General features: G+C 57.4%; 10 protein-coding genes. All 10 read right to left on the bottom strand.

Going from position 1 to position 11,925, the window contains the following annotated elements:
* Window positions 1-50: 50 nt before the first annotated feature.
* The 10 genes from PAE68_RS02910 to PAE68_RS02865 all read right to left on the bottom strand — a co-directional run bounded on the left by PAE68_RS02910 (window position 51) and on the right by PAE68_RS02865 (window position 11,914).
* On the bottom strand, window positions 51-1,751 hold the full coding sequence (locus tag PAE68_RS02910; RefSeq protein ID WP_281883892.1) for a putative polysaccharide biosynthesis protein: 1,701 nt from the start codon (window positions 1,749-1,751) through the stop codon (window positions 51-53).
* Between the two features lie 303 nt (window positions 1,752-2,054).
* Window positions 2,055-2,597 carry a stage V sporulation protein T gene (gene spoVT, locus PAE68_RS02905; RefSeq protein ID WP_281883890.1) on the bottom strand — a complete coding sequence of 181 codons (543 nt, stop codon included), beginning with the start codon at window positions 2,595-2,597 and terminating at the stop codon, window positions 2,055-2,057.
* 232 nt (window positions 2,598-2,829) lie between these two features.
* The gene (locus PAE68_RS02900) at window positions 2,830-3,897 is read right to left on the bottom strand and encodes a peptidylprolyl isomerase (RefSeq protein ID WP_281883888.1); all 1,068 of its coding nucleotides are present in this window, start codon (window positions 3,895-3,897) and stop codon (window positions 2,830-2,832) included.
* Window positions 3,884-7,405: a transcription-repair coupling factor gene (mfd, locus tag PAE68_RS02895; RefSeq protein ID WP_281883886.1), complete on the bottom strand. Its 3,522-nt coding sequence runs from the start codon at window positions 7,403-7,405 to the stop codon at window positions 3,884-3,886. Before mfd ends, PAE68_RS02900 begins: the two co-directional genes overlap by 14 nt.
* A 272-nt stretch (window positions 7,406-7,677) precedes the next feature.
* Window positions 7,678-7,908: an anti-sigma-F factor Fin gene (locus tag PAE68_RS02890; protein WP_281883884.1), complete on the bottom strand. Its 231-nt coding sequence runs from the start codon at window positions 7,906-7,908 to the stop codon at window positions 7,678-7,680.
* Between the two features lie 171 nt (window positions 7,909-8,079).
* Complete coding sequence (gene pth / locus PAE68_RS02885; RefSeq protein WP_281883882.1) at window positions 8,080-8,640, bottom strand: aminoacyl-tRNA hydrolase; 561 nt, start codon at window positions 8,638-8,640, stop codon at window positions 8,080-8,082.
* Between the two features lie 183 nt (window positions 8,641-8,823).
* Window positions 8,824-9,465 (bottom strand): 50S ribosomal protein L25, encoded by a 642-nt coding sequence (locus PAE68_RS02880; protein ID WP_281883879.1) that lies wholly within the window; start codon window positions 9,463-9,465, stop codon window positions 8,824-8,826.
* A 155-nt stretch (window positions 9,466-9,620) separates the two neighbouring features.
* The gene (glmU, locus tag PAE68_RS02875; protein ID WP_397379373.1) at window positions 9,621-11,009 is read right to left on the bottom strand and encodes a bifunctional UDP-N-acetylglucosamine diphosphorylase/glucosamine-1-phosphate N-acetyltransferase GlmU; all 1,389 of its coding nucleotides are present in this window, start codon (window positions 11,007-11,009) and stop codon (window positions 9,621-9,623) included.
* A gap of 111 nt (window positions 11,010-11,120) precedes the next feature.
* Window positions 11,121-11,405 carry a septation regulator SpoVG gene (spoVG, locus tag PAE68_RS02870; protein WP_068605342.1) on the bottom strand — a complete coding sequence of 95 codons (285 nt, stop codon included), beginning with the start codon at window positions 11,403-11,405 and terminating at the stop codon, window positions 11,121-11,123.
* Window positions 11,406-11,524: 119 nt separating this feature from the next.
* On the bottom strand, window positions 11,525-11,914 hold the full coding sequence (locus PAE68_RS02865) for a RidA family protein (RefSeq protein ID WP_281883872.1): 390 nt from the start codon (window positions 11,912-11,914) through the stop codon (window positions 11,525-11,527).
* Window positions 11,915-11,925: the final 11 nt, after the last annotated feature.

Raw genomic sequence — 11,925 nt, 5'->3', positions numbered from 1 at the left:
CGATGTGCGGGGCGGCTGCGTACCGCCCGCGCGCAGCGTGAGCACGCGGCTTAGCGCAGCCGCCGCTGCAGCCATTGCGGCAGCACGCGCTGCAGTGGCGGCGCGTGCGCGAGATCCTGCGCGGTGATGACGCGCAGCAGCAACAACGCGAGCGCGTACAGCAGCGCGCCGCCAGCTACGCCGCCGAGCGCGACGAGCGCAGCGATGCCCCGCGGGGGCATCGCTGCCGCCAGTCGCGCGAGAAGCGGCGCTGCGCCGTGCGTCCAGGCCGCGAGGCCGAGCGCCATGCTGCCGATGCTTAGCATCGGCAGCAGGAGCGCACGGCCGCGAGGCGCCTGGACGCCTGCGGCACGCAGGCTGTGCGCGAGCGCGAGCACAGCCGCGAGCGCGAACGCGCCGACGGCGGCCCAGGCGGCGCCGTCAATGCCCAGACGCGGCACGAGAGCCGCGTTCAGCGCAAGCTTCGCCAGCGTGGCGACCAGCAGGTACAGCGCCGGCGCACGCACGGCGCCGAGCCCCTGCAGCACGCTGCCCGCGACGAGATTCACCGCAGACAGCACCGCGGTGAACGCCAGCACCTGCATCGCCGACGTCCCTTCGCTCGTGCGGAAGAACATCACATTGATCGGCTCCGCCAGCATCGCGAGCCCGACCGAGGCTGGCAGACCGAGCAGCCACGTCAGCCGCAGCGCATAGCCCGCACGCGCACGCACCGCCTCGCGGTCACCACGATGCCGCGCCTCGGCAATGGCCGGGACGATCGCCGCCGCCATCGAGGCGGCAATCATCGACACGAGCAGCACGAGCGGCTGCCCGTGATTGTACAGGCCGAAGGCGTACATCGCCTGCGCCTCATCAAGACCCGAGCTGCGAAGCAAGCGCGGTATCATGAATACGTCCACAAGTCCGAGCAGCGGCGTCGTCAACGCACCTAAGCATACGGGGATCGCATATACCGCAAGCCGTCTTGCCAGTCTCATATCGTCGCGCCACCGAAGTTGAGAAGCCGCCCTGGGCTTAACCCCGCCCTGCAGTCTCTGCTCCCGCAGCCAATACGTCATCGTAACCACTAGTCCTGCTGCTGCCCCGACGACAGAGCCGAACGTGGCGCCTGCAGCGATCGTCGCAGGCCCCGCCTGCAGCTCCAGCAGCACGAACAGCAAGGCGACCATCGCCGCTACCCGCACCGCCTGCTCAATTACTTGCGACCACGCGGTCGGCTCCATCCGCCCATAGCCTTGGTAATAACCCCGAAGCGCCGACATCACCGGCACAAGCAGCAGCGCGAAGGAGATCGCACGAATGCCAGGCTCCGCGCGTGAGGAGCCGATCCAGCCCGCCAGCTGAGGAGCGCTGCCATACAGAAGCAGGAAGCCCGCCGTTCCCGACACCAGCAGTACGATACAAGCGACACGCAGCACGCGCTTGCCTTCCTCGTGATGCCCCTTAGCCGCGTATTCCGCAACGAAGCTTGAGACGACGATCGGGAAGCCCGCTGTCGCGACATAGACCAGCATCGTATACAGCGGATAGATGGCGCTGTATATGCCGAATACCTCGTCTCCCGCGAGGTTCTGCAGCGGTATCTTCTGCAGCGTGCCGAGCAGCTTCGTGATGACCGCTGCGATGCCGAGCACAGCCGCTCCCTTCAGAATCGTGCGCCCCGCACCGCCGGACGCACTGTCCCTCTTCATTGAAGTTACATGACCCGATGCGCCTTCGCGCTGATCAGGCTTATGCTCCCCTTCCATAGCCGCCCCCTCGCCATAGGCAGCCTGTCCGTCGTAGGCAGAGCCTCATCCATTCCTTCTGTAGCTGCATCCTTACATCTGCCTCCCGTGCGTGCCAATCAGCCCCACCATTATAGCGCATCCCTAATCATTTACCAATTCGGCTCTATCTTTCATATACTTGAATGCACCGCGCTGCCTTATATTCTAGTGCAGAGTCTATCCCTAGACAAGAAAAAGCTTCCTGCCTCTCCCTTTCGGAAGAACATCAGGAAGCTTGCCTTTGTGGTGTTGCCGTCGAGCCCTTCATCCGTATTGCTCCGGTTATTGCTCCATCTGCTTAGCCAGGAAGCCTGCGGCTGTCTCTGCCATCTTCAGCTCCATCTGACCCATTCTCACGTTCTCATCCTTCGAAGCCAGTACGACCGAACCGATCGGGTCTCCGCCCGCTACGATTGGCGCGATAACATAAGAGCCATATACTTCTGCAGCGTCCTTGCACAGCTCATAAGTGCCTGCGCCGCTCTCCAGCGTCGCCTTCCGGTTTTCCATGCAAGTCTCAATCAGGCTACCTACTGCCTTGTCTAAGTACTCCTTCTTCGAGCCGCCTGCCACCGCAATCATTGTATCGCGATCCGATATCATGGTAATGTGATTCGTGCTTTCAAAGAGCGATTCGGCATACTCCTTAGCAAAATCCCCGAGCTCGCCGATCGGAGAATACTTCTTCAGAATGACCTCTCCGTCGCGGTCTACGAAAATTTCAAGAGGGTCCCCTTCCCTGATACGCAGAGTACGGCGGATCTCCTTGGGGATCACGACCCTGCCAAGATCGTCAATACGACGAACGATTCCAGTTGCTTTCATAATCTAGATGCCTCGCTTTCCTTGAAGAATGTGATACAGACTGGATTACCCTTGTATACAATGGAGGGAATTCGACTGACCATAGTATTCTTCGATTCCCAGAAGGTTATGCACGACCCGTCTGGTGGCTCTGCAGCTGCCCCAAGCGCTATGTATAGGCTGCCGCTGTCTTCATTATGTCCATTATTGACAAAACAAAACAGAGCGCCCCTGCGGGACGCTCTGGTAATTGTTACTTCTTCTCCTCGGTCTTCGGTGCTTCCGTAGCTGGAGCCGGTGCTGCTGGTTCTGGCTTCGGCAGCTTGTTCGACTCGATCAGACCCGGAAGCTCCTTCTCCAGGAAGTCGTAGATGACGTTCTGAGCGGCCTCCGAGCGAAGGCCTTCCTTCACCTCGTCGTAGCTCTTCGTGCTGCGCGATTCGACCTTCATAACGTGGTAGCCGAAGCTTGTCTCGACCGGATCGCTGATCTTGCCGATCGGCAGCTCGATTGCCGCCTTCTTGAATTCCGGTACCCACTGGGATACTTCGGCGTTCTCATACTTGCCGCCGCTGTCCTTGGAGCCCGGGTCGTCGGAATATTCCTTCGCCAGCGCATCGAAATCTCCGCCGCCCGTCAGCTTCTGCTGCACTTCCTTCGCGCGTGCCAGCGCCTCTTCCTTCGTGCGCGATGCCTGACCTGTTGCCGCATCTGTCGTACCGACGAGCACATGACGAACCGTTGCGACCGTATACATGTCAGCATCCTGCTTCAGGTTGTTGTCGTAAGCGGCCTTCACCTTATCCTCGGTCACTTCGCTCTCCGCCTGAATCATCGCCATCATGCTGCCCTTCACGAACTCATGCAGATCCTGCTCCGTCACATTCGCATCCTTGAGCACCTTGTCCATGCCACCCTCCTGCATGCCCAGGTACATCTTGATCTGCTCCATCTGCTCGGTTGCTCTCTTGTCGGCTTCCGCTTTGACCGTATCGTTCGCGCGAGCGCCCATAATGCGGAATACGATCAGCTGGTTCATAATATCTTGCTGGAACGCAGCGTCGGTCTTGAACTGCTCATACTGCGGGTAGAACACCATGTTGATGCCTACGAACTTATCGAACTCAGCCCGGGTGACTTTGCCGCCCTTGTACGCGACGAGCACCTCGGACGCATCTCCTGTTGGAGCTGCTGGCGTCTCGGCTCCTGGAGCCGGTGCTGCCTCGTCCTTCTTCCCACAGCCTACAGCGAGGCTCGAGGCCAGCGCGAGCGCCATTAGCAGCGCGATTACCCGTTTTTTGTTCCGTTTATTTTGATGCATTTTGCAGTTCTCCCTTCGATTTCAGCGCACGCTTGTATTGTACCAGAAGCTTTTCGAGCAATTCGATGGATTGTTCTGGCGTCAATCCCTTTCCGCTAGTCACGATAACCATGTGAGGTCCGTTCACAAGCTTCACGCGTTGAAATTGTTCGGTCAACTGCGCCCAAGCCTCCGGGTCCAGACTGCCGTTACGGTCAGCGTGGAACGTCAGCTCATAATCCAGCCCTTTTTGTGAAATGACTTCAATACCATACATCGAGCCGTACACCTTCAGCCTTGCGGCCAGCAGCAGGTTGTGCACCGCATCCGGCAAGTCACCGAACCGGTCGACGAGCTCATCATGGAGCTCCGCCGCCTCCTCCAGCGTCTGAACGGCAGCCACCTTCTTGTAAATCTCAATTTTCTGCACGCTGTCATAGATGTAGTCGCCTGGGATGTAAGCGTCAAGCTGAATATCCAGCTGCGTCGAGCCGACCTTGACCTCCTGAACCTCCTCGCCGCCCATCTCCTGCTTCCGCTTCTGAATCTCCTCCGCCAGCATCTGTGAGTACAGATCGAAGCCGACCGAGGCGATGAAGCCGGATTGCTCCGCACCAAGCAGGTTGCCTGCTCCGCGAATGGACAAGTCCCTCATAGCAATTTTAAACCCTGAGCCGAGCTCTGTAAATTCCTTGATCGCCTGCAGACGCTTCTCCGCTACCTCGGTGAGCACCTTATCCCGTTGATACGTGAAATAGGCGTAAGCGATTCGGTTCGATCGCCCGACGCGGCCGCGCAGCTGGTACAGCTGGGACAAGCCCATCTTATCGGCATCGTGCACGATCAGCGTGTTCACGTTCGGGATATCGACGCCGGTCTCGATAATGCTCGTGCTGACGAGGACGTCGAATTCACCGTCGAGGAAGTCAAGAATCGTCTTCTCCAGCTCCTGCTCGGACATCTGCCCGTGAGCTACGGTCACTCTCGCATCAGGCACGAGCATGGAGATCTGCTCCGCCATCTGCGTAATGCCCTGCACACGGTTGTACAAGTAGTACACCTGCCCTTCCCGGGCAAGCTCCCGCTCGATCGCCTCGCGCACGAGCGAGGTGCTGTACTCCACGACGTACGTCTGCACCGGGAATCGATTCTCCGGCGGCGTCTCAATAACGGACAAGTCGCGCACGCCGAGCATCGACATGTGCAGCGTCCGCGGAATCGGTGTCGCCGTCAGCGTGAGCACGTCGACGTTCGTCTTCAGCCGCTTCAGCTTCTCCTTGTGGGACACGCCGAACCGTTGCTCCTCATCGACAATCAACAAGCCGAGCTCCTTGAATTGCACATCCTTCGACAGCAGCCGGTGCGTCCCGATGATGACGTCAACGGCGCCCGTCTTCACGCCCTTCATCGTCTCGGTCTGCTCCTTCTTCGAGCGGAAGCGGCTAAGCACCTGAATATTCAGTGGATAGCCCGCGAAGCGCTCACGGAACGTCTCATAGTGCTGCTGGGCGAGAATCGTCGTCGGCACGAGCACCGCTACCTGCTTGCCATCGATCGCCGCCTTGAACGCTGCACGAATCGCAACCTCCGTCTTGCCGTAGCCGACGTCGCCGCACAACAGACGATCCATCGGCCGCGGCTTCTCCATATCGACCTTAATTTCTTCAATGGCCCGAAGCTGGTCGCCCGTCTCCTCGTAAGGGAACATGCCCTCGAATTCCTGCTGGTACGTGCTGTCCTTACTGAACGCATAACCGACCGTCGCCTGACGCTCCGCGTACAGCTTGATCAGATCGTCGGCAATGTCCTGCACCGAAGCGCGTGCCTTCGTCTTGACCCGATTCCAGTCGGTGCCGCCGAGCTTATAGACCTTCGGCTCCTTACCTTCCTCCGCGCCGACATACTTCTGGACATGATCGATCTGATCGATTGGCACGGACAGCTTATCGCCGCCGGCGTACATAATGTGCAAATAATCTTTATGAATGCCTCCGACCTCGAGCGTACCGATCCCGACGAACTTCCCGATCCCGTGATTGACGTGTACGACATAATCGCCAACCTTCAGCTCCTGATAGCTCTTGATCCGTTCCGCGTTCTCGATCTTCTTGTCGAGCTTGCGCGCCTTGCGCTGCTTCTGCGTGAACATCTCGCCTTCGGTGATGACGACCAGATGAATGCTTGGCAGCTCGAAGCCGGTCTGAAGATTGCCCTCCACGATAGGCGGAGCCTCAATCTGGTAATCGGCAAGCACGCGGCGCATCCGCTCCACCCGGTCTGCATCGCCGGCGAGCAGCATCACCTGGGCACCGGATTTTTTCCAGCGCTCCATCTCACTCTTGAGCACATTCATCTGACCGTGGAAATTTTGCATCAGACGGCACATGAAGTTGACGATGTTCTGCGGTGTCGTGTTCGGAACCTGTCTTAAGAATAAGGACATGTATAAGGTCGGGTAAGGCTTACGATGAAGCAGCGACTCATACGGCTTCGACAGCGTCAGCTGCGGCAAGCACTTGCCGTCTGACAGCGAGCCGGTCATCCATTCGGCCTCGTCCTTCTCCAGCTGCTTCGCCGTCTCGAGCAGACGGGCCGGCTCATCGACGATGAGGACGGCATCCTTCGGCATATAATCGAGCAGCGTTTCCTTCTCCGGGTAAATAAGGCCCGCATACTTGAACATACCCTGGAAGTGCTGCCCTTGCCGCAGCAGCTCCACCTCGTGCCCCACATGCTCGAGCAAGCGGTCCTTAACCGCACGATCGGTCACCTTGCCCAGCTGCTCCTGCAGCAGCTCATAGGCGTGCTGCGCCGCCGATTGTAAACGGTTCCGATCTGCGACGATCTCATGACACGGCGTAATGACGAGCTCCTCCACCTTGTCGATCGACCGCTGGTCGGTCACATCGAATGAGCGAATCGAATCGACCTCTACATCGAACAGCTCGATCCGGTACGGATGAGGCGAGGTGAGCGGGAACAGGTCGATAATCCCTCCGCGCACGCTCATCTCACCCTTCGTCTCGACGCGGTCTACGCGCTCGTAGCCGAACTCGACGAGGCGGGCCATCCACGCCTCCAGCTCCAGCGTCTGCCCGACCTGCACCGTTAGCCGTGCCGACTCAATCGCCTCGCGCTGCGGCAGCAGTCTGCGCATGCCCGCATAAGGCACGACGACAATCCCGCGAAAGCCTGAGGCTAGCCGGGATAAGGCATCAATGCGCTGCGCCAGCATCTCGGGGCTGGCAATCGCCGCCTCGGCTGCGAGCAGCTCCTGCGCCGGGAACAGCAGCGCCTGACCTGGCGGCAGCAGCTCGACGAGGTCCTCGAACATTTTTTGCGCGGCGAACATATTGTGTGTAACTACAAATAGCGGCTGACGCAGCTCCTCATATAGCGAGGCCAGCATCACCTGCCGCGACGAACCGGTAAGACCGGAGATCAACTGCTCTCTCATTCCCGACCGGATGCCGGATACAATGCTCTTAAATTCCGGATCAGCAGAGAACGCTTGGATTAATGCTTGCAACCGGGACACCCCTCTCCACCTATTACCGCCAGCTTCTTATGCATCCCGTATACACAGCCTCTACGCCCAACAGCAACGCAGCAGACCTTCCTCGACTTACATGCATGCTCTAAAACAATGTACCATGCGGGCGGCATCGTTGCCTGAACTCTAAAAAAAGCCTAGAGCGACAATCGCTTTAGGCCGGTCTTCATCCTGTAAGCCGTTCAGCCGATACGCGATACCCTATCTTGCGTCGGGCTTCCGCCTGCAAGACGGACGACCGCGAGCGCTTATTGCAACGGGTTCGCGAGGAGCGATAGCTCCGGGTTGGCTTCCAACGCTTGCTTGCAGTAATCGCAAACCACCTTAACGGTGATATCCCCAGATGGGTCATACGATATTATATCTCTACGTTCCTCAGGGGTCAAGAAATGGAAGCCGAGCTGAAATTCATTCACTTCGCCGTGACGAATTTCTCCAATAAGCGTGCTGCAATGTCGACATTTGTACGTAATGGCCATACGGCTAACCTCCCTAGCGCTTCACCGAGCAAAGCGGTACTTAGCACCATTATTCCCATCCGAGTCGGAGATTAGCCATTCATGGCAAAAATGCATACTGTATCCACACCTATCATACAGGCTACTGCCACGTATCCCGCCTGGTACGTACCCAGCTCGACCAACCGTTCGCTAAGCGTTAAACTTCGCCATCGTCGTCTCGAACGGATGCGACAGCGCATGCTCCATCGCGTCACAGGTACGATCCAGTACAGCCGGCATCCCCGCGAATTCCTCCTTCGAGAACGTGTGCAGCACGTAATCAGCAATATCACGCCCCGGCGCAGGCCGGGAGATGCCCATCCGAATCCGATTGAACGACTGGGTACCGAGATGTGCAATCGTCGACTTGATGCCGTTATGTCCGCCCGCGCTGCCCTGATACCGAAGCCGGATGCTGCCGAACGGCGTGTCCAGATCGTCATAAATGACGATCAGATCTTCAATCGACGCTTTATAGAAGTCCATGAACGAGCGCATCGACTCCCCCGACAAGTTCATATACGTCTGCGGCTTCAGCAGATACACCTTCTGCCCGCCGATAACCCCTTCACCGAGCAGTCCCTTGCACTTGCTTGAAGTGATCTTGATGCTATGCCGCTCCGCAAACCGATCAAGCGCCATAAAGCCAATATTGTGGCGCGTCGATTCATACTGCTTGCCCGGATTCCCGAGTCCTACAAACCATTTCAACTTCGCCTGCTCCCTTCAACGCTACTTGCTTCCCATCATACCTGAATTGCTCAGCCCTTGCCACATCCTCCCTTCCCCGGCCCGTTCTAATGAAAAAAGCGCAGGACGCTCAAGGATCACTTGAGACATGCTGCGCTTGACGTTCAATGGGATGACGTGGTCATACGGTCACGAGCTTGAGATTTATACTGGCTCCTCGGCCTTCTCCGCCTCGGTCTTGGCAACGGCTGTATCCGCTACCTCAATCGGCTCGCTAGGTGACGTCTCCGGCTCCGCCTTCTGCGGGCTGAGGATCGTCGCGACAACGTCGTTGGCGTCGGTCTTCATTTCGACATGGGAAGGCACCTGAATTTGCGATACGAACATATTTTCGCCCACCTCAAGTCCGTTGATGTCGACTGGGATCGACGACGGAATTTGCGTCGGTAAGCAGCGAATGTCGATTTCGTGGCGCTGAATCTGCAGAATGCCTCCAGCCTGAACGCCTGCAGGATCGCCGACGAAGTCCAAGCGAACGGTCGTATTGACCGGCTCATCCATATTGATCTGGTGGAAGTCGATATGGAGCAGCTGGCGCGTAATATAATCACGCTGAATTTCGTTAATCATGACCGGCTGCTTGCCGACCTCTGGCACGTCCAGCTCAATGATCGCATGAGGATTAATTTTCAAGAGGGCGAGAAGCTCCTTCTGGTCGATCGCAATCGAGGTCTGGGACACCTTCTTGCCGTAGACGACCGCCGGAACCTTACCTTGCGCGCGCAGCTTGTTGCGGTCACCCTTCGTACTGCCGTTGCGCGCTTCTGCTTTCAATGTAGATGCCATATGATCAATAGACCTCCTTCAATTGGGCACATGCGTAGCTTCTACTACTTTGCCCAAATCGAAGGAGGTCTAAAACCTTCCAGCTTAAAAAAATATAAATGCATTTGGCGTAGCCAGAACCAAGATCTCTCAGAGCCTACTGTTATCCAAGTGGACTACTTCTTCTCCTGAGCCTTCTTGGCAGCGAACTTCGCCCGCAGCTTGTCGGCGTAGCCCGCCTTGTTCACCTGGCGCTCCCGGGCAATCGCAAGGTCGCCAGCTTCAATATTGTGCGTAATCGTCGAGCCCGCCACGACGTAGGCGCCCTTACCGACAACGACAGGCGCGATCAGGTTGACGTTGCTGCCAACGAACGCGTCGTCCTCGACGATCGTCACCTGCTTGTTGAAGCCGTCGTAATTGACCGTGATCGCGCCACAGCCGACATTGACATTACGCCCAATGACCGCGTCGCCGACGTAGCTCAGGTGAGATACCTTCGTCTCGTCGCCGAGCTTCGCATTCTTGATCTCAACGAAATCACCGATCTTCACCTTCTGCCCAAGCTCTGCTCCCGGTCTCAAGTAAGCGAACGGCCCGATTGTCGAGCCCTTGCCTGCGACGGCCTCCTGCAGCACCGACTGCTTCACCGTGACGCCCGCATCCAGACGGCTGTCCGCAATATCGGTCTGCGGTCCGAGCACACAGTCTTCGCCGATAACCGTCTCGCCGCGCAGCACTGTGCCTGGGTAGATGACCGTATCCGCTCCGATCTGCACATCCGCTTCGATATAAGTGCTCGCCGGATCGATGATCGTGACGCCGTTCAGCATATGGTTGCGGTTAATGCGCGTGCGCATCGCCTGCTCCGCCTCGGCCAGCGCCAGACGATCGTTCACGCCGATTGACTCGGCACTATCGGCGAGCACGTAGCCGTCAACCCGCTCCCCCTGCCCGTTCAAGATGGCGATGACGTCCGTGATGTAATACTCATTCTGCGCATTCTGATTCGTCACCTGTGACAGCGCCGCGAACAGCTTGCGGTTATCGAAGCAGTACGTGCCCGTATTAATCTCCTGCACGAGGCGCTGCTCCTCACTGCAGTCCTTCTCCTCCACAATCTTCGTCACGTAACCGGAGTCGTCGCGAATGATGCGACCGTATCCCTTCGGCTGGTCGACGACCGCGGTCAATATGGTCGCCGCTGCTCCCCGCTCCTTATGGAGCGTCATCATGCCTTCGAGCGTCTCCACCGACACGAGCGGCGTATCACCGCAGATGACGATCGTCAGACCCTCCTCCTCGGCTAGAAGCTCCTTCGTCTGCAGCACAGCATGACCTGTGCCGAGCTGCTCAGCCTGCAGCGCGTACTCGGCACGATCCCCAAGGTAGCCCTTGACCATCTCAGCGCCGTGACCGACGACGACAACTGTACGGGAAACCTGCAGCTTCTCCAGCGTTGACACGACATGCCCGACCATCGGCTTGCCGCATACCGGATGCAGCACCTTATACAGCTTCGACTTCATCCGCTTGCCTTGACCGGCAGCCAGTACGATACCCATATGCTTCAAAGCTCGTTCATCCCCTAACCGTTGAATATCGAATCCATCCTGAATATAGCCTAGTTTGGTACAAAAGAAAAGAGAGCCTGTCCGGCTCTCCGAGAGACTGAATTAAGCACCTTCTTCGATAACTTCTTCTTCCGTTGCGGCACGATCGTACTCCGCGAGAACAGCGGCCTGAATTTTCTCCCGCGTTGTGGAGGAAATCGGATGCGCGATGTCTCTGAACTCACCGTCTGGAGTTCTCTTGCTTGGCATTGCCACGAACATGCCGTTGTTACCGTCAATGACGCGAATGTCGTGTACGACAAACTCGTTATCAATAGTAATGGAAGCAATGGCTTTCATTCTGCCTTCGGAGTTGACCCGACGCAGCCTGACGTCTGTAATTTGCACTAGGTTCACCACCTTTTCCCATCTAGAAGACTTGAGGTAGTAATTCCACATTTTAGTGCAAAATCCTTCTTCCATCCGACGAATTTAGTCAATTTTACAAATTCTTAATACTTTCAAAATTATTCGACAGCAATCGCGGCAATCAACTCAATTTCGACCAGTACATCCTTCGGCAGTCTCGCGACTTCAACCGTCGATCTTGCTGGCTTATGATCGCCGAAGTAGGAAGCATAAATCTCGTTCACCTGTGCGAACTGGTTCATATCTTTGATGAACACCGTCGCCTTGATGACTTGCTGGAATGAAGAGCCTGCCTGCTCCAGCACTGCCTGCAAGTTACGGAACACCTGATGCGTCTGCTCCTCAACGCCGCCCTGCACCACCTGCCCATCAACGCCAAGCGGAATCTGACCGGACGTGAAGAGGAGACTTCCGTATTGAATCGCCTGCGAATAAGGACCAATCGCCGCCGGCGCCTGCTCCGTCTTAATAATCTGAATCGACATCATCATTACTCCCT

The sequence above is a fragment of the Paenibacillus sp. YYML68 genome (genome assembly GCF_027923405.1).
Lineage (GTDB): Bacteria > Bacillota > Bacilli > Paenibacillales > NBRC-103111 > Paenibacillus_G.
This window is presented reverse-complemented; position numbering and strand designations above follow the sequence as displayed.

Coding starts and splice junctions, on each gene's coding strand:
- glmU (WP_397379373.1), bottom strand. CDS start 11,009: ATGGGTATCGTACTGGCTGCCGGTCAAGGCAAGCGGATGAAGTCGAAG.
- PAE68_RS02865 (WP_281883872.1), bottom strand. CDS start 11,914: ATGATGTCGATTCAGATTATTAAGACGGAGCAGGCGCCGGCGGCGATT.
- PAE68_RS02880 (WP_281883879.1), bottom strand. CDS start 9,465: ATGGCATCTACATTGAAAGCAGAAGCGCGCAACGGCAGTACGAAGGGT.
- PAE68_RS02910 (WP_281883892.1), bottom strand. CDS start 1,751: ATGGAAGGGGAGCATAAGCCTGATCAGCGCGAAGGCGCATCGGGTCAT.
- PAE68_RS02900 (WP_281883888.1), bottom strand. CDS start 3,897: ATGCATCAAAATAAACGGAACAAAAAACGGGTAATCGCGCTGCTAATG.
- spoVT (WP_281883890.1), bottom strand. CDS start 2,597: ATGAAAGCAACTGGAATCGTTCGTCGTATTGACGATCTTGGCAGGGTC.
- PAE68_RS02890 (WP_281883884.1), bottom strand. CDS start 7,908: ATGGCCATTACGTACAAATGTCGACATTGCAGCACGCTTATTGGAGAA.